Source organism: Jiulongibacter sediminis (assembly GCF_001306455.1).
GTDB classification, from domain to species: Bacteria; Bacteroidota; Bacteroidia; order Cytophagales; family Spirosomataceae; genus Jiulongibacter; species Jiulongibacter sediminis.
The window spans coordinates 338,630-357,173 of sequence record NZ_LGTQ01000010.1 but is presented as its reverse complement, the minus strand read 5'-3'; the positions used below and the strand labels follow the sequence as shown (position 1 = coordinate 357,173).

Below are 18,544 nucleotides of genomic sequence, written 5' to 3'. Positions count from 1 at the left end.
GGTCCGCCGGTGAGTCGGTTTGACCAGCCATGACCATATTCGTGAGCGATGATCCCGTTGTCAAAATCACCATCAGTTCCGTTTGTCCACAAATACATTTGCATACGCGGTCTTTGACCATCCACAGGGGTAAAGAAATTGGCATTATTGGTTCCCCCACCATCCTGAGCTTCGGCTCTCACGTAGTCAGAACCCAAGCCACCCCGGCCCATCGTACTTGTTTGAAAATTTCCACTGGGTTCATCAAATCCATATCGCCACAAAACATCATGAATGAGGTTATTCCAGTAGAATAGATTGGTTACGGCCGCATTCTGATTGGAGGCTGAGGTGCTGTCTGTGCTGTACGAAAAGTCAAAATTGAGATTCGCTGAACTCGGGTTTGTGCTGACCGGAGCATTACCGCTATTGACATCCTGATAAGCCCATACATTATTGCCCGCTAAGTAATTATTCATTGCGACGCTGTCTTCATGCCAGCCATTGCTGGTACCGGGGCCGGTACCCATGGGGGCAAATTTGTCATAGGGCTTGCTCACCAGGGTGCGGTTTCCGAAAATCGGGCTCTCCAGAGGATAGTCGAAAACACGATAACTGCTATCGGGCGGAGTGGAAGCGATTTGATTTCTTGCTGAAGTATTATGCTTGCGATGTTCTGCAGCCGATTCGCCAAACGAACAATGCACCACACGGTCTATGGTTTCCACCACAGAGCCATCGTTTGCATTGACAAAGACGCTCCAGACATTGCTGGGGTCTTCCGGTTCAAATTCGATATTCCATACTGCAGTAAACTGCTTAATCGTTGGGTTTTCCGGGTTTGAAACCGGATACCAATAGAGCTGAGCCTGTACTGGTTCCGAGCTCAGGGCTGGTGCATCCAACTCCGCTTTGATTACTTTGCCGCTGGCAAGCGATTTGGTGTTTCGGGTGCTTTGTACCACGGCTTTACTTTCGGCAATATTTAAACTCCTGACGGCATTAAGAAGGGCTGTTTCAGGGGAGATTTTTAATTTATCGGAGCTTCCGATTACCCTTGTTTCAAAATCGGATTCGAATTGATTGACCAAATGCCTGACCTCATTCTCCACCAGAACGGCTGTAATGATTCGGTTATAGACCGGCACTCCTTCAAAATTTTGCTGCATATACATATGGTACCATCCGGTGCTAGGGGAGCGGTAGGCACTGGATACACTCATCTCTGAGGCATCACTCTGGCTGATGATTCCAGAGTTTTCCTGTAGATAATTCCGGAGAGAATTGATTTCGTTCTGAGCGTATAAATGAGAGCTTCCGCCGATCAAAGTCAGCAGAATAAATAGTAGTTTTCTTTTCATGGAGCTAAGTAGTATAACCAAATATATTTCAAAAAGACCTTAAATCATATTATCGCTGGTATTTATACGTTAGTGGCTGAGGGCTTTGATCATAGAAAATGGGGGCATATCAAAGCAAAAGGCGTCAGGTGTATGCCTGACGCCTTTTGATCTTCTGTTATTTGAAATTTATTTCTGCTGATGCACATGTACATCCATTTGTGGGAATGGGATGTTCAGGCCTTCCTGATCAAAGGTTTCGTAGATTTTTTTGTTCATATCAAAGAATACACCCCAGTAATCAGACGAGTTCACCCAGGCTCTTACAACAAAATTAACAGAGCTATCACCCAGCTCAGAAAGAGCTATAAAAACTTCAGGATCTTTGAGAATTCTGTCATCCTGGTCACACAAACTTTTTATTACAGCCATGGCTTTATTGGCATCATCGCCATAACCAATGCCCACGGTCCAGTCGACACGACGGCATTCTTCCTGCGAGTAGTTTTTGAGAGAAGAATTTGACAGTTCACCGTTGGGGATCACAATCGTCACATTATCAGGTGTTTTTAGGATAGTATTGAAAATTTGAATTTCTCTCACTGTGCCACCGTAGCCTTGTGCCTGAATATAATCGCCCACTTTGAAAGGTTTGAAAAGTAAAATCATCACACCACCGGCGAAGTTTTGTAATGTACCGCTTAGAGCCATTCCAACAGCCAGGCCTATCGCACCCAAGACAGCTACAAAAGAGGTCATCTCAATGCCCATTGTGCCGAGAACGGCCAGAACTAACATTACCTTTAAAAGTGAGCTTACCAGACCTTTCAGGAAAGGTTTAAGCGAGTCATCAATGTCTCGCTTGTCCAGTAGCTTCATTAAACCGCCGGTGAGAGCCTTGATAATCCACAATCCGATGACGAGGACAGCAACAGCTCCTATCAGACGGGGGCCGTATTCAATGACGATGTTAGAAATTTGATTTAAGATTTTGTCAGTGTTCATTTTGAAGTTTTAGGTTCTGTTTTATGTTAAAAATTACGCAGGGAAGGCCCCTTGAGATGATTTTTAGCCGATATTATTGGCGAGGTGTCCCTCCGGTGCCTGATCATTTTGCAATTTAATTCGTGTACGTGGGAGGCTTTCCGGATAGTTATTCTGGATGAATTCAATCATTTTTTCACGGATATATACCCGTAAATCCCAGGCTGTAGGTGAGTTACGGGCACTCACCAGAATCCGGCTTTCCATGGTATTTTCTTTGGAGTCGGTCACCTGAAGAACATTTACTTTTTTATCCCACATCGGGGTGCCTTCTAACAGCCGAGTCAGCTCTTTTCTAAGTTCTTGCAGAGGTACATTATAATCAGTCACCAGAAAAACTGAGCCAATGATATCGGCCGTGGTACGGGTCCAGTTCTGGAAAGGTTTCTCCAGAAAATAGGTGGTTGGGAGTACCAAACGACGTTTATCCCAGAGCCTGACTACGATGAAAGTAAGGTTGATTTCCTCTATCCAGCCCCATTCGTTTTCGACTACCACGGCGTCTTCCAGTCGGAAAGGCTGTGTAATGGCGATCTGTATACCTGCCAGTAAAGCCCCCACGATTTTCTGAGCAGAAAGACCAATCAAAATACCCGCTACCCCCACGGAAGTGAATATACCGACACCCACTTTCCGTAAGCTTGGAATATTCAGAGCGACCAAACCAACAGCGGCCAGCACAATGACAAAGTTGACCACCTTGCCCAGCAATTTAATCTGAGTATGTACTTTTCGTGATTTGAGATTGTCTTCATCGTCCAGATCATAGTGTTTTAGCAGATTTCTTTTGGCTAGTGAAATGACCTCCAGAGCGAGCCAGGAAGAGATAATGATCACAAGGATGTTCTTTACAATAGCACTCAGAAGGAGTTGATCGGGAATATTCTGAGTAATGACATTATCTGTAAAGCTTAGAAACAGGACAATAATCAGGAGAAGGGAACTGAAAATAATTCCGGTATATTTTTTCATGGCATTTTATTTTTTCAACAGGTCAACGGCATGTTCTAAAGAGCAGTTTCGGTAAATCATAGAATCTCACAATGTTCTTCGGATTCGTAAATTATATGTTCGGGTATTGCAATTTTTTCTTTTGCGAGGACGGTGAAAGGAGGAAGGAAAAAGGAACAAGGGGAGGGAAAGGGATTAAGTAATATGGAGTAGGGGTTAGGGAGGCGGGAGTTGGAAGGAGGGAGTCGGAAGAATGGGTATAGGAAAGACAGACCCACCCCTGGCCCCTCCCGGGAGGGGATTTTCTTATTCTACGACAGGCTCGGTCTTCGGAAACTTCTTACCTCCGTCATTGGTCATAGGCTAAAACCTCTAAAATCAAACATCCCGCATCTGACACCCCGCAAGCCTCTGGCTTCGACAAGCTCTGCCTCCAGTAGCATCCGTCACTCGTCATCGGTCTCCCGTCAATACCTCGAACCTCCAACATCCGGCTCCGACACTAATCACCAATTCCCCAATCAACCAGTTCCCAAATTCAACAAAACGGTCAAAAAATCCCTATTTACACGATGGTAACAGGTCGCGGATTTTGAGTACTTTGAGAAAATGAAAATGGTCATGCGAAATATACTTCTGCTTTTGGTTTTGATGGCTCCTTTGAGCTCACTGGCTCAATTTGTTTGGAACGGACACGGAGATGGATTTAGCTGGGGCGATAAGGACAATTGGGTGGGAGACGTAGCTCCGGGAGCCAATATGAATGAAACTGTGACTATTAATGACGCCAATCAAACGGTTATTGTCTCAGATACCAGAACCGTCGGTTATCTCAACGTCATCGGGAGCACACTGGAAGTGGCGACCACTGGAATTCTCAATGTTGCTCATACGGCCTCTTCTTCTTTGCCGGATACCCGGTTGATCGATCTTCAGAATGCCACTTTGATTCTCAATGGAAGATTAAATAACCGATCAATTCAGGATGATTTTATTATCGAATTGGACGGTAATTCCACTTTCCGGGTGGGGGCTTCGGGCTATCATTACACGTGGTTGACCATTAAAGGAATCTATATCAATAGCGGCTCTACCTATGAGGTGTTGGCAGGCGGAGAAGCCAAATTGACCATGGACAGCATGTCTGTGACCAATTTCGGAACTGTCAATAATCTCGGAAAAATTGACATCACCCACAGCAGCTACGGTTTCAATAATTATGGCCTGATCATCAATGAAGACTCTCTGAAAATTACCGGCACTTTTGGCTCAAAAAGAGGGCTTTACAGCACGGATTCTGTGAATAATCAGGGCTATTTGTTTGTCTCAGGCGTTGATGAATACGCACTTTTTAATTCGGGAGGAATTCATAATCAATCGGGTGGATTACTAGAAATTTATCGGTATGCGAGTGAAAGCTCGGCTCCAGCCGGTAGCGAAAGTTTTCATAATGAAGGACTTTTCCAAAACGATGGCGAGCTTCTCATGAACTCCTTCACGGAGTTTGGGGTCTATAATTCTGCTGATTTTATCAATACTAATCTGGTGGATATTGGGACGGCTGACTCCCTCGGTTTTGTCAATATCGGGGCTGTGGGCGATACCAGTCTTTTGCAAAATACCGGCCGCATGGATATCCACGGCAATCGCTCGGCCATCTATAATAATGCCGCCGCCAAGGTGCTTTGGCAAGGAAAAGGCGAGCTCACCGGCGGGTATGTTCTGGATAATCTCGGCTATCTGGAAATGACGGACTCTTTGACCATTGAGGGTACCACCAAAGGCTTCATCAATAGCGGAATAGCTCAAATTGACGGCCCCTTGACTTTGCTCGGCAGTAACTTTGGACTGGAAAACCAGGGCAAGATGGAGGTGGGTTCCTCCGGGCATATTTACTCTGGATTGATGACGACAACCTTTGGTTCCTACGCCTTAAAAAACAGTGGTACTTTTACCAACGGAGGCTTGATTGATATCACCCACGGTGCACGGGGATTGCTCAACGCCAGCTTGCAGGGTTTTACCAATAACGGCACACTGAATATCCATAATCTTAGTCTCATTTTCCTTGATAATGAGGGTGTGACCGATAGCAGCTATTTCGTCAATAATGGTTTTTTGAACATTGGGACCACCCCGACAGCCTCGCCGGGTTCGGTGGTTGCGGGTCTTTATAATCAGACGAAAGGGAAGTTTACCAATAACGGCAGCATGGATTTTTCTCAATTATATCAGAATTTCAATGGTATCAACAATGCCGGTGTTTTTCTGCAAAACGGCGATCTGGAAATTGATCAGATGGAGGAAGTATTTATCGATAACTCGGGTCGTTTTACCTGCGGAAGTTCTTCAAATTTCTTGGCCGATTGCTCTTTAAACTGGCTGTATAAAGTGCTTGTTAACACCGGAGAATTCTATTTTGATGGCTATAGCGAATTCACTTTTGATCATTCTTATGCCAGAAATTTTGCCCTCATAGAAAACAATGACCTGATGGAATGCCGCGGCACGCTTTTTCTGAACAGCGAGGGTGGTACGGCTTTTTTCAAAAATACTGATCAACTCACGGTGCTGGATACGCTGCTACTCATGAATTCATACCAATATGTTTTTGACAATACCGGTGATGTGCTGATTGAGACTTCGGCCTATATCAAAGGCGATACTGTGGGTGGCATGAAGGCCGGGCAAAGTTTTGTGCACAAAGGAGTGATGGAGCTTAGCGTGGTGGGCAACCTGTTTGATATTGGAGCGGGTGAAACCATTGATAATCAAGGTGAAATCTATATTCAACATGGGCAAAACGTACCGATCATCAAACTGACGGATGCCACGGCCACGCTGCAAAACACGGGTGTCATTGAGATTGACGGAGGTCTCGCCTCGGGTTTGGTTAATCCCGGCACGGTACTATTGACCAACGGTCAGATCAATAACCAGGGAACGCTCAGGATCAGTAGTACCGAAGATCCCGCCATACGGGTAGATGCAGGCAGCCTGATCAATGACGATACGCTGGATGTGGCTGCCGCCCAAAGTTTACAACTAATCTATCTCAATGGCGGCCAGCTGACCAATAATGGCTTTTTCAGGATTAGTGGTGCCGGTGAAGATAATGCCAGCCTTTTGCTGGCTAAATCAGCGACTACAGTGCATAATAACGGAACCATTGAAATTATTGATGCTTTTAATTCAGGTCTTCAGCTGCAGGGGCTATTCACTACCACCGCCAATTCTGAGTTTTTGTTTACCAATAACACCCGCAACACCGGAAACCTGCTCTCGCATACGGGAAGCACGCCGGTGGTGTATAACGGAAGCATGAAGGCCACGAATGCCCAAAACTGTGTGGCTTTTAGTGGTGCGGCTCAGAATAACGGTTTTTTGGATCTCGGCACCTGTAGCATTTCCATGGCAGGTGGCACTAATAACAGTGGCGGGCATATTATTTCAAAGGATTTGTCGTACATCGGGCAAAATGATGGGGTGGTAGAGTTTTTAACGACCGATGCTTTCTCGCTGATTGGTACCGATGTGATCACCAACAATGGAGTGATGGTGGATCATGGCGATGCTTTTCGCAATATCAAATTTCATGACGGCGGGGCATTGGGTTTTCCGGTGTGGAATAAGGGCCTCTTTGTCTCTCCGTTTTACGGAACACTTTCTGATGGTATCAAAGAAGTGGTGAACCTCAATTATACAGAAACGGGCAGCCTGCCGATCTCTGACGACTGGTATACCGACCGGGCTAAAACTACCGTGGCAGGTACCTGGCACCAGTCCGATCACCACTATACGCCGAATGCCGCAGCCGTGGGAGCCGACAGTATTTTCTTTGAAGTGAACATGACAGGCAGCAATCCTATTGTTCTGAGTGTACCGGTGATTTTACCCACCAGTTGCCCGCTACCGGAGATTGTCAGAATTTTCCAACCGGTGGTAGACAGAAACCTCGTTGACCATACTGTATGGCGAGGCAACCGTGCCCCGGACTATTGCCATAAAATTCAACTGAGCGGTAACGAAGGTTTTTACCTGCCCTCGGGTTATAAAATGGAAGTCAACAGCATTGAAATAGCTCCACAAACAGGCCCGGACCGCTGGGTAGAAATAGAAACCGGAGCCGTTTTTGAGGTGAATGTTTTGGGGTTTGAGTGAGGAAAGGGAACAGTGATGGAATAAGATTTTGGCTGTTTGACCAGAGTCTGTGTCAGATGAAAAAAATCTGAATTATGAATATTCTTCAGCCCGTTTTTATGAGCTGAACGAGCCGCACCATGCAGTAGAACTTTGCAGCTATTTAGATTTTATTTAAAGTGGTAAGACCGCAGAGTCCCTGACGCAGGTCTGCCGATAGGCAAGGAGACTCTACTACGGGAAATATAAATTGCTATTTCAATTTCATATGGGTCACCCAATCTGTATACTCTAACTTTCCAACAGTTTTGGCAATAAATTCTTTTCCTGCTTTTGTTAATTCTCCAACTTTTTCTAAATGCTCATATTTTACCTCTTTTAATAAATGTAAAGGCACTATATATGATTTAGATTTACTTTCAGATTTCCCAAATCCAACGTCAAATCCAGATTCAAAAAAATCTTCTTTTAGTTCAATATTTTTATACTTGGGGCTATTTGAAGTTGTTAACATTATACCTGTGTAATCAGCATGTTTTTCATTCCAAAATATAAATGGATGTTTATAGCATTCAGATCTATATTTTTCTTTAAATTCTCTTTTCAGTTTATATATTTCTCCTTTATTCATAAACATTATTTTTGTATTCAATGACTATAATTGCGGGATAAATTGTCCTGAGACTGAAGATTCAACAGGAGTATGAAGTTCTGGAAAACTTAGCAAATGCAGTTAGCAAAAGAGAAGCGAATAACGGGAAACTACATCAGGTTTTTGAGTCCTCCTTCGACACCCAACTCTGCATTTATGAAAAATGTCCCCCAAATACTAAAGATAATTGATGGCAGGAACTTCCTGTAGGAAATTCCGACCACAATTAATTATTCAAATTGTGTTAGCCACTAACTTTTTTTTCTTCGCATGCAGAAAGAAATTTAATTCCTAATGAGGTTATTCGGTAACCGTAATCGTCTGGGTCATATTCAGCCTCAATTGGGTAATATTCACTTCCCAAATATCCTTTGTGTTCAATTTCAAGTTCGTCAATTATGAATCTGGGTGGCAACTGTTTTAAAAGTCCCAGTCTTTGTAAGTTAGAGTACTCATAATCTTCGAGACCTTTAACCCAAAACCCTTCTTGCTGGACTTTATTCACTTTGTCTCTTAATTCTCTATTCTCACGTTTGAGGTAGTAAGCATCTTCTTTTCGTAAATCCAAAAGACGAAGATGGTCAATCATATAAATTCTTTCCATTTTGCTGAATTCCGAAAGCATTTCAAATTCATTCAGCGAAATTTGAGTCAAGAGATATGGAAAAATTTGATTTTGCATATTTTGGTCAGAGTCAGCCAAATTTCCAATCATAAACGCCCATTTATCTTGCATTTCCTCATTTTCTTCTAATGAAGCATTTTCAAGAAGAGGAACGAGTATTTTAGTCGGAATTTCTTTTATGTTGATTTTCTTTTCATTTACGTATTCTTGTGCTTTGACTAAAATTTTAACTTGATTTTTAAATCGGAAATATTTGATATTGTCAGACATTAAAAGTCCGACTTCTTCTATTGTCGGTCCAATTAATTTAGTGGCAAAATCTTTTACAAGTTCAAGCCCTTTTTCAATTGTCGAAGATTTTATGTTAAGTTCTTTGGTCATTTCAGCTTGTGGCTAACGTGCGAGTTATCGTATGTCTCTTTTCCGCTAGAAAAGCGAATATCGTTAATCCCCAATATATTATATTTAAGTGACTAAATACCATAGACAAACCCAAGTGTAAGCATTTGTTGTCGATTAGATATGCCGGATGAATTTACCTTAACTTTCTAAACATACTCAAAACCACTGATTGTCTTCAATTAAAGGAGAGGGTTATTGCTAATTTGAAAGTGTTTACTTATCAAGCGGTAGTTTTTTGTGGTGGAGTTTAGAGGTTTATTAGTTTGAAAGTCTTGAAGTTATTTCAAGCTCTGACATTCAATAGCAAACACCTGTCATTCGTCACCGGTCCTCGGTCTTAGAACTCCCCCCTCACTCCCTAAACGGATTACTCCATTTAACTTCGGAGCTTAGACTTTGGTCTGTCAATGTTTTTAGAAAGGCAACAAGAGCCGCTTTTTGAGGGCTTGTCAGGTTTAGGCGAACAGGGTTACCATTGGCATCTTTCAGGGCCGGTGAAAGGGTAGGGTGTCCCTGAATACCACTGTTATAGTGTTCAACCACCTTTTCTAAAGAGGCAAAGCGGCCATCGTGCATATACGGTGCGGTTAGTTCAATATTTCTCAAACTGCTCGTCTTAAATCGCCCGGTGAAAATGGGATTGGTAAAGACCGCACCGGCTCCTAAATCTGTCGTGGAGTTGGCATCTAAACCATTGTTTTGTGGTCCGGGATTAGCACTGATGAAGGCTTCCGTGGTATGACAGCCAAAACAGGCTCCGCCGCCATTAGGAATGGTTTGAAAGAAGATATTTTTTCCTGTGTTTTCTTCTGTCGTAAAGTTTGGGAAGTTGGCTCCCGGTGCAGCTACCAATGCTCTGCCTTCGTCATACTTACTGCGGTAACTTACAATACTTCTGACAAACTGGGCCAGGGCTTTGGCTATTTTGTCTGAGGTTATTTCTGTTGAGCCGAAGGCCTTTTGAAATAGGTCTGTATAATAGGACTGCTCCTGTACTTTAAGTACCACCTGATCCAGCGTCATTCCCATTTCCACAGGGTCCTTAAAAGGCATTAAGACCTGCTCTTCCAAACTAGCGGCCCGCTCATCCCAGAAGAAACGTCCACGCTGGTAAAACCGGGAATTGATGAGAGTCATAGAATGCCGGCCGGTTAAACCTCCGTTAAAACCAGCACTCAATTGGGCATCGTCAGAAAAGCCTTTGTCTTGCTTATGGCAGGAGGCACAGGAGATGCTTTCGTTAGCACTTAATTTTTTGTCATAAAACAAGACCCTGCCAAGGGTAGCCCCATCATTGGTGATTGGGTTGTCTGAAGGTGTATTGTCAGTTCCGATAATGGAGGTGGGTAATGGCTGCCCGGGTACGTTGGCCGTAAAGTGGGCCGGCAAATTAAGGCTCTCGTAGTCAAAAGGGGTTTCGGGTAAGATGAGTATACTCTCCGTGTTGCTTATTGCGACTTCGTCTTTAGTACAGGAAGCTATTCCTAAAAGGGCTATTGCAGTGACCAGTAGTGCCTTTCTTTTTTCCATAGGGTCATTTTTTGTAAAAGATAGACGTAGAAAGGCGATGAAGGTTTAGTGGAGTGGGGTTATTTCCCCGACACCAATCTGCCCTGTCAGCCCTGTCTGCCGACAGGCAGGCGTCAGGCAGGGAGACTCTTTGACAGGAAAACGTTCTTATTAAAAAGCTCTGATTGCCCTAACAGCATGGGGGCTGTACTTATTGTTATTTTCCTGACTGGCAAAGTAGAAATCCTGATCCCAGGCCAGGTTATTATCAACCTCCGAAGAACTCCAGTAATACGTAGGGGAGAAATTGCCAACATTTGTGGCACCCGGTCCTATTTTTAAGTACATCTCGTTTAATTCATCTTTTGAGGGTAAAAACCAATCATCAAATCCGTTCAGACTCAGGTTAGCACATATATCAGCTGCTGTACCGGTATCGGTACACCCAATTTCCATGTCGAGGGTATTTTGATTTCCCGTTCCTATGTCAGTTCCGTCAGCTCCCGAGATGGGTGAACCATGACAGCCCCATGATGCTGCACCACTTTGATTTGAAGATGCCGCAACAAGGCCCGAGCCATCTCCTGAGGGGTTCATATAAAATATAATGCCGCCTTCGTGGATGAGTCCGATAAAGTCAGAAAGAGGGGCACCTTTATCAATGATTGACAAGGGACTATATCCTGCATTGAGCAATCCCTGTATTCCCGAAGGCCCCATTGAAATTCCAAATGTCAACAACACATGATCGACATAAGCCTTTGTAGCTGCATCTTGAGAAAGCTCCGGATCAGCAACATTTTGAATAGAATTGCCGTGAACATTAATTGCTGAGTTTGCAGGGTTTATCGTCAATTCTCCTGCTACTTCTAATGGATTTTGGGCCCATAAGCTTGGGTTGATTAGCAATACACAAAATATAACCACTCCTGATTTTGTATATCTTTTCATTGTGCTGTTTCTTTTTGTGGTTTTCAGTATCATTTCTTTTGAACGGTATTTTCTCTTTATCACAAGATTAATACCAATTCACAACACTCACAAGCCACATCCTCAGGTAGTTCTCTTTAAAGTGGAGCCCCATTGGTGGTCGGCATTCTGCGGTCAGGCCCTCAACCTCTTGCGGTGAGGAAATATTCCAAAAGCCTTAATCCTAAAAATAGGGCAATAGCAATGAGGAGTTTTTAGAAAAGCACCTTTCTGGTCTCTTCACTTTTTTCAGTTTTCAGTAAGGCTTTTACACCCGTCATGAGCTTATCTCTGTTTAACCATAAGATGATTAGAATAAATAGCTGATATAAAATTGCGGCTTTAAGAGCTCCCACATGAACTCCGAAGTAGATGTCCTAAGAAATGACGTCTACCAGAGTACCGACAGGTATGGAGACTATGCTTCAGGCAACCACTTAATTAGTCAACTGTATAGTATTTCTGAGCTTATTTTACAGCCTTGATGATATAGCCATCAATCTGGTTATTATCTTCATAGTAATCGCCCACACCAAGAATTCTCGTATTTCCTACACGAATATCTCCTCCGTAGATTCCCGCAGACCATAATATGCCTTCATGATCCAAATTTAAGTCAAGGGGAGAGGCCTGACCGTGAATCGGATCGCTCCAAATTAGAATACTATTAATTGGGTCAATCTCACAAAGGATAGATCTGGCAGCATGAGTATCGTAGTAAGAACCATCACCAATGATGATGTATCGTCCTGTGGTAAATTGAGCGTATAGTTCATCAGAATCGCTCATTTTAAGAATTCCGGCATATAAATCATCACCCTGAAAGTAAGTAAGTTTTTGAGTATTAAGAGACGCATCGAACTTAAGTATAAATACAGCCTCGTCCTCTGAAAGCTTATTGTAAGAGGATGGTATTTGGTACAAAGAACTTGACATTTTTAATGAGTCATCGGTTACCCCACTGAAGTAAACATTGTTTTGCGTGTCTACTTCCAGAAAGCCCTGGTATCCACCATCGTTACCAAAGGATTTGACATTTAAAAAAATGTTTGTGACCGGATTTAAGGTAGTGATAAAGAAATTGTCCTTCCCGGGAGTAACAGAATTCAATGGAAACCCTCCCACATTAAAAACAGTACCATATGATCCGGCCAGAATGTAATGGCCCAGTGAGTTTACCTTAATATCGCGTGCGAAATCATTGCCGGCTCCGCCCAATTGCTTGAGATAGGAAACACTTCCGGTACTATTTGAAATTCTTGCGACAAAAATATCCCCCTGACCGTTGGAAATGAGTTGGTTCCCGACAAAACTAGCGGTGCCATCAAAAGTGCCGGTAATGACCAAATCTCCTGATAGATCGATGTCCATAGCCACAAAGGTATCATATTCGGAGCCTCCAAGAACTCTACTCCATTGTGGTATCCCGTTGTTATTTAGTTTGATAACATTCACATCATTTTCCTGGGCAACAAATGAGCCACCGCCATCCCAAAGGGTATTAGCCCCTGTTGAGTATCCGCCTAAAAATATATTTCCGGAATTATCAAGTCGTATTTTAATGGGAATCATGCCTCCTGTACCAGTACTGGTCTTAACCCAGAGATATTCTCCATCGGCATTTTGTTTTGCTACATAGGCGGTATAAAGTGACCCGTTCGGGTTATTGAGAGTTGTGCTTCCAAAAGTAGCACTCCCGTTAAATAATCCTGTAATATATCTGTTTCCGCTGTCGTCGAAATCAATAGATGTAACATATTCGAGAGAGTCTCCGGCTACGCTGTATCCGGTTAATAAAACATTGTCTTTACTCAATCCTGAAGTGAAATAAGTCCATTCTGTACCGTTCCACATTCGAAGAGTATTATAGCTCGTGTCTATAACCAGATCACCGCGTTCAGGAGAAGCAATGGCCTTGATTTCATCGTAAGTCATTTTTGGAATTCCCCCGGTGGCTGGTGTTATGCCAGACGGCGTAATTGTCACATTCTGTGCGAAAGAATAAGCCGTGATACAGATTGAGATGAACAGAGTATATATTTTCTTCATTTCCGTTTTTTTCCGAAAAGAAGCACTGCCAGCACTGCACTCCAAAGTAGTTTTATTTTACGGAGGAGAGTTTTATTTTATGGTTTTGAATTTCTCTGGACGAAGTCTTTCCATAGTGGAGTCAGCTAACTATTTGGAAGACTTATTTCAGCTACTCATCCTCTGACGGTAAGGAAATATTCCAAAATTCTGAATAAAACAAACAGGGCAAAAGCAATAGATAGTTTTAAGAAAAGCACCTTTCTGGTCTCTTCAATTTTTTCAGTTTTCAGTAAAGCCTTTACACCGGTCATGAGCTTATCTCTGTTTAACCATAAGATGACGTTTACCAGAATTGTGGAGGTGACTAAACAGCCGATGAGTCGGGTTCTTTTGATCAGAATTAAGAGTCCACCAAGGACTTCAAAGACTCCGATTGTGATGGCAAATGGTTTTGAATAGCCGTAAAATGCCCACATCAGCTGCATTCCGGTCATTTCAGAGACTGTTTTATCAATTTGAGCAGCTCCGTCAAATTGCATCCCTTTAGCACCACCATAAAGGAACATGGCTAAAACTACCACCCAACTAATCGCATTTTCAAAGATTTCGATTTTGTCTTGCTTAGTGAAGGTCATTTATTGGATGGGTTGAATGAAGAAGCCGGTTTACAAACCGGATTGATTTATGCTTTTCTTCAAACTTACTCAAAACCGTTGATGAAAAAGAGTTTTGGCAAAACAGAGCCCTCCCTGATACCTTGGAGAGGACAGGGAAGCTGATCTGTCAGAGAAGTGGCTAAATTTTTATCAGTTGTTTTTATTGTTGAGTTCCCGCTCTTTGGCTTCTATCTCAGGCAGTTTTTGTATATATTCTTCAACATCCCAGGTGAGATTCCACCTATTCAAATTTTCCTGCATGGTATTCAAACCCATTTCAACTCGTCTTTGATCTACATTTTCAGGAGATTCAAGAGGTAAAACATAAGGTGATTTACTCTCTTTACTCATCGCCAGTTGTGTTCCATAGATCTGTCGTTCTCCGCGGTTCAGAAGTAAGCGGTCGTAAAACATGGCGTATTGTCGTTTTGGCAAATTTTTATCTTCCGTTGCTTTTTGAATGAGAGGCAAATATTTTTCCTGAGTACTTTGGTTTGCATGCTGTATCACTAAAAATAAGGTCGAAGTCCCCCTTTCACCGATTAAGTTCTTATCAGGCCATCCTTTTTCATCCAGGATTCCACTGACTTTTATCAGATTGACAGAATCTTTCTTTAGAATATCCTGCCAAAGAAGCTCCATTTCTGTTGATTCCCTTCCAAACTTCTCTTCGGTAGAACGTATCTTATTTCGGGTACTCTGATCATCAAAATAGATCTGATCCAATACGGCAACCATCTCCTTATCAAAATGGGCCTCCTCCTCTTTCTTGTTTTGAATGATCAGCGAACTTAATTTCTCCCATCTGGGGTCATCATGCAAACTTGTCAAGTCTGTATCACTGATTAAGTGATCATGGTCTGTCCATTTCAGCTCATTCCCAATAATGAATAAATGATGAAAGGCCTTGTCTTTGTTATTGGCCAGAGCATAAATGCAGGAAGCATTATAACGATCTCTCAAAGGTACGTCCTGTGAAATTTGGAAGGCCTTCTCATACTGTTCTGCCGAGCTTTCGAAATCTTTGGCTAGACAGAGTTTCCATCCTTCACTTATTAATTTTGAGTATTCTGAGCTATTTTGAGTAAATGCTTTTGATAGGGTTAAAAGGAAGAGAATGAAAATCAATGGATATTTCATAAAACTTTGATTTATAGGTTTGTTGAATAGTTGATGATTGCCCGATGACGTCGGTCTTTCTTCCTTTAAAAAGGAATATCGTTTATTCGCAATTAAGGATGTGATCGTCACATTAAGAACGAATCTGTCTGAAAAAAGCTTTCAGATGAACCTGAAAGGCGGTAAAAGCCATCGTTTTTACCGCCTTTGATACGCGAACAAATGTTTTGGCTTTAACCGCCCGAGGTATAGCTTATTAACTCATTTCGGTACAACCCATACCCGTCATCATTGAGGTGTAGAACATACGTTTTTAAAGCCGGGGCGTACCACCAGGTGTCTGACATTTCACCTTCGAAGCCCCTGGAATTCGTTACCTGGCCTTTATATTCTATTTTGTAGGCTTTGAACGTGCCTGCAGCTACTTCAATGTCCTCAAAGGCAACAACCTCCACATCCTGCCGGGTTTTTCCTTTGGTTCCCTCATTATTTTCCCATTCCGATTCATAAACCCAGGTCTTGCCTACAAATAAAGGCCAGCTTCTGAAAGGAGTGGAGTTTTCATCACGGATGTATTCAGTGGGAATTTGCAGGGTATCCAGACCGTTCCAGAGAACAGGGCGACCGTTTTGATCAAGGACTTCCTGAAGGTCTTCGCCTTCAGCCTTCACTTCTCCATCGACGGAACGGCTCCATTTCCAGGTCCATTTTTCACCGGTCCGGTAGTCATGGGCCAGAGGCTGTTCCGTAGTTTCAGGGGTACAGGCGTACAGCCCTGCGAACAGGGTGCACACCAGTAAAATTTGCTTTTTCATATGTATTTGATTGTTTATTCTTAATTGATTTTGTTTTAACCTTCCCTAAAGATCGGGATCCTGATACAGCTGTCATTTCGCAGATCGAGCTGCAATGGTTCACCGGCATCCCTGATCGATTCAAGGCTGACGTCTTGCCCCGTCCCATAATTGATTTGGGCATAGGGGTTTTTATTGCCGTTGATCACCACCACAAGGCGACTTCCACGAGCGATTTTTTTGCTATTGATCCGGGTGTTTCCGAAAGTCAGATGGGTCACTTCGCCGGGCTTAAGCAGTTTTCTGGATTCCCTGTTTTGAGCAAAACTGGCCCGGCCAATGTGGTAGCTGAGATGAAAGTAGTTCCCATCCGGGGTTAGCTCGTACAGCGTCACGGCATAGTCAAAGTCTTTTTTATTTGATATCAGGTGAAAATCTCCACTGAAAGAGCCGCTCATTATCATATCTTCTTCGAAGGGTTCCGTTTGAAAAATCAATCCGTCGGTCAGATCAATGCTTTCCCTGATAATGGGCCAGGGGTAATAATTGGCATTTGCCTGGTCGGATCGGTCGGCGAAGTCGATGGCCAGCGGAATAAAGTCTGGATTTGGGTCTTTGTCAACAGACAGCAGATAACTGTTTCCGGCCTTTCGCGTACTCAGTGAGAAGGTAAGTGAGTCATTGGCGATCGCCCGGAGGTTTGAAGCATGAAGCCATTGATTCCTTCCCATGATCTGAACATTGACCTTATCTATTAGAAGTTGAGGTTTTGAACCACCTTTGAGGATATAATCAAACCATTCAAAAGCCAGCTCCTCCCGGATATTGAGGGTAGCGACTTCGTCAATTTCATATCCGCGAAGATTCGGTACAGAGGCGGATTGGGCTCCCCAATGGTCATAGGGGCCTATCACCAGGTAATGTTCTGCTTCAGGACGGTATCGGAGGTGTTCTCTGTAGTAATATAAGGCTCCCGGCTGACCGTCATCATAATAACCTGTAGTCGTAAGAATAGGAATCGTAATATGGACAAACTCTTCCCTGTAAGGAATCATGGACTGCCAGTAGGCATCATAGGTTGGATGACTGATCCACTCGTGGAAAAGCTTATTGGGTTTTCCGTCCAGGGAATCCATACGGGCAAAAGGAGCACCGGACTGATACCAGTTATTTTCAAGGTCTTTCCAATGCGACCGATCCAGATTGGCCTGTACATCCAGGTAGCGGTTATTGGTGACATAGGGAATCCATTTATAGGGAAAATTGAAGAAGATGTTATTCTCCATAGGTACATCAATACCCGGTGCTGCCGAAACCGAAGGTACGATGGTTTTCAGGGCGGGGTGAACGCCATTTTTTAAGGCTGCCCATTGTGCAAAGCCATTATAGCTGCCTCCGTACATACCGACCTGCCCATCGCACCAGGGCTGACGGCTGATCCAGTCGATCACAACGTTGACGTCTTTGTGTTCGTGGAGGTAGGGTTCAATCGCGTTGGTGCTTTGGCCTTTTCCTCTGGAGGTGGCAATAACACCCACATACCCTTTGGCCGCGGCGATCATGGCCTGATTCTTATTATTGTTTTCCGCATAGATGGTGAAAATCAGAATTGCAGGTAATACCCCACTTGTCCGCTTTCTAACCGTGATTACAGAAAGTTCGGCTCCATCCAAAGGGGAGATGATCAGGTCTTCTGTTATCAGGTATCGTCTTTGTTCATCCAGCTCCGCTTCTCGATATACGAGTGGCTCTGTCAGCGAAAAGACCTGAAACCTGAATGCGGACTTTAGTAACCGGACAGATTCATCAATGCCAATCTGACCAGTCGGAGCTTTTTTGTACAAATCTTCGAATTCAGCGGTAAACTGGGCCACGGCATCATAGGTGGTAAGCCGAATCGTGATTTTGGCGGCTTCTGTATCAGAACATTCGCTAAGGTAATTTCGAAGTACGTTTTGATAGGCATTTTCAAAAGAATGGCCGTCTGCTGTCTTTAGCTGTTGTGCCTCCGCAAAAAGCTCATAGGGCAGAAGAGCCGCTTCATTTTCCGTACGGGAGGAAATGGCCTGCAGACTTTTCAAAGAAGCAGCGTATTCTCCGGCCAGCAACTCCACCTGAAAGCGGTCTGTTTCTGCAATCTCAACTTTTAAAACGTTTTGGGCCAGTTTTTTGATTGAAGTCTGAACGCCAGAGCTATCGGGCCATGCGGCCTTATCAAAGTCAAAGAGTTGACTTCGGCAAGGCAAGCTAAAGGCCAGGAGATTTACGATTAGAATTAATTTTTTCATGGGCTATCTTCCCTATTCCATAGAACAGCGTTCAAAAGGGAGGGA

General features: G+C 43.4%; 13 protein-coding genes. 1 reads left to right on the top strand and 12 read right to left on the bottom strand.

Annotation, left to right across the window (positions count from 1 at the left end):
* The 3 genes from AFM12_RS14630 to AFM12_RS14620 all read right to left on the bottom strand — a co-directional run.
* Positions 1-1,340 (bottom strand): M36 family metallopeptidase (locus AFM12_RS14630; RefSeq protein ID WP_216598515.1); only part of this gene is annotated, 1,340 nt, incomplete at its 3' end.
* A gap of 168 nt (positions 1,341-1,508) precedes the next feature.
* Entirely contained in the window at positions 1,509-2,324 is an 816-nt protein-coding gene (locus AFM12_RS14625) for a mechanosensitive ion channel family protein (protein WP_055149513.1), read from the bottom strand.
* Positions 2,325-2,387: 63 nt separating this feature from the next.
* On the bottom strand, positions 2,388-3,335 hold the full coding sequence (locus AFM12_RS14620; protein ID WP_055149511.1) for a mechanosensitive ion channel family protein: 948 nt from the start codon (positions 3,333-3,335) through the stop codon (positions 2,388-2,390).
* A gap of 600 nt (positions 3,336-3,935) precedes the next feature.
* Here AFM12_RS14620 and AFM12_RS14615 point away from each other — a divergent pair.
* Positions 3,936-7,475: a hypothetical protein gene (locus tag AFM12_RS14615; RefSeq protein ID WP_131458388.1), complete on the top strand. Its 3,540-nt coding sequence runs from the start codon at positions 3,936-3,938 to the stop codon at positions 7,473-7,475.
* A 232-nt stretch (positions 7,476-7,707) separates the two neighbouring features.
* On the opposite strand, the gene AFM12_RS14610 is transcribed toward AFM12_RS14615, so the two are convergent.
* The 9 genes from AFM12_RS14610 to AFM12_RS14570 all read right to left on the bottom strand — a co-directional run bounded on the left by AFM12_RS14610 (position 7,708) and on the right by AFM12_RS14570 (position 18,499).
* The gene (locus AFM12_RS14610; RefSeq protein WP_131458386.1) at positions 7,708-8,085 is read right to left on the bottom strand and encodes a hypothetical protein; all 378 of its coding nucleotides are present in this window, start codon (positions 8,083-8,085) and stop codon (positions 7,708-7,710) included.
* 265 nt (positions 8,086-8,350) lie between these two features.
* Entirely contained in the window at positions 8,351-9,112 is a 762-nt protein-coding gene (locus tag AFM12_RS14605) for an Abi-alpha family protein (RefSeq protein ID WP_055149505.1), read from the bottom strand.
* Between the two features lie 372 nt (positions 9,113-9,484).
* Positions 9,485-10,663 carry a cytochrome-c peroxidase gene (locus AFM12_RS14600; protein ID WP_055149503.1) on the bottom strand — a complete coding sequence of 393 codons (1,179 nt, stop codon included), beginning with the start codon at positions 10,661-10,663 and terminating at the stop codon, positions 9,485-9,487.
* Positions 10,664-10,813: 150 nt separating this feature from the next.
* A complete protein-coding gene (locus AFM12_RS14595) occupies positions 10,814-11,593 on the bottom strand; it encodes an Lcl domain-containing protein (protein ID WP_157687420.1) in 780 nt (259 codons plus the stop codon).
* Positions 11,594-12,079: 486 nt separating this feature from the next.
* Positions 12,080-13,660: a hypothetical protein gene (locus tag AFM12_RS14590; RefSeq protein WP_055149500.1), complete on the bottom strand. Its 1,581-nt coding sequence runs from the start codon at positions 13,658-13,660 to the stop codon at positions 12,080-12,082.
* A 155-nt stretch (positions 13,661-13,815) separates the two neighbouring features.
* Complete coding sequence (locus AFM12_RS14585) at positions 13,816-14,277, bottom strand: MauE/DoxX family redox-associated membrane protein (RefSeq protein ID WP_055149498.1); 462 nt, start codon at positions 14,275-14,277, stop codon at positions 13,816-13,818.
* A 171-nt stretch (positions 14,278-14,448) separates the two neighbouring features.
* Positions 14,449-15,438, bottom strand: coding sequence for a DUF6624 domain-containing protein (locus AFM12_RS14580; RefSeq protein ID WP_055149496.1), 990 nt, complete (start codon positions 15,436-15,438; stop codon positions 14,449-14,451).
* A 212-nt stretch (positions 15,439-15,650) separates the two neighbouring features.
* Positions 15,651-16,232 carry a hypothetical protein gene (locus AFM12_RS14575; protein WP_055149494.1) on the bottom strand — a complete coding sequence of 194 codons (582 nt, stop codon included), beginning with the start codon at positions 16,230-16,232 and terminating at the stop codon, positions 15,651-15,653.
* Positions 16,233-16,267: 35 nt separating this feature from the next.
* Positions 16,268-18,499 (bottom strand): CocE/NonD family hydrolase, encoded by a 2,232-nt coding sequence (locus tag AFM12_RS14570; protein ID WP_082391358.1) that lies wholly within the window; start codon positions 18,497-18,499, stop codon positions 16,268-16,270.
* Positions 18,500-18,544: the final 45 nt, after the last annotated feature.

Coding starts and splice junctions, on each gene's coding strand:
- AFM12_RS14625 (WP_055149513.1), bottom strand. CDS start 2,324: ATGAACACTGACAAAATCTTAAATCAAATTTCTAACATCGTCATTGAA.
- AFM12_RS14595 (WP_157687420.1), bottom strand. CDS start 11,593: ATGAAAAGATATACAAAATCAGGAGTGGTTATATTTTGTGTATTGCTA.
- AFM12_RS14590 (WP_055149500.1), bottom strand. CDS start 13,660: ATGAAGAAAATATATACTCTGTTCATCTCAATCTGTATCACGGCTTAT.
- AFM12_RS14600 (WP_055149503.1), bottom strand. CDS start 10,663: ATGGAAAAAAGAAAGGCACTACTGGTCACTGCAATAGCCCTTTTAGGA.
- AFM12_RS14570 (WP_082391358.1), bottom strand. CDS start 18,499: ATGAAAAAATTAATTCTAATCGTAAATCTCCTGGCCTTTAGCTTGCCT.
- AFM12_RS14585 (WP_055149498.1), bottom strand. CDS start 14,277: ATGACCTTCACTAAGCAAGACAAAATCGAAATCTTTGAAAATGCGATT.
- AFM12_RS14615 (WP_131458388.1), top strand. CDS start 3,936: ATGCGAAATATACTTCTGCTTTTGGTTTTGATGGCTCCTTTGAGCTCA.
- AFM12_RS14580 (WP_055149496.1), bottom strand. CDS start 15,438: ATGAAATATCCATTGATTTTCATTCTCTTCCTTTTAACCCTATCAAAA.
- AFM12_RS14575 (WP_055149494.1), bottom strand. CDS start 16,232: ATGAAAAAGCAAATTTTACTGGTGTGCACCCTGTTCGCAGGGCTGTAC.
- AFM12_RS14605 (WP_055149505.1), bottom strand. CDS start 9,112: ATGACCAAAGAACTTAACATAAAATCTTCGACAATTGAAAAAGGGCTT.
- AFM12_RS14610 (WP_131458386.1), bottom strand. CDS start 8,085: ATGAATAAAGGAGAAATATATAAACTGAAAAGAGAATTTAAAGAAAAA.
- AFM12_RS14620 (WP_055149511.1), bottom strand. CDS start 3,335: ATGAAAAAATATACCGGAATTATTTTCAGTTCCCTTCTCCTGATTATT.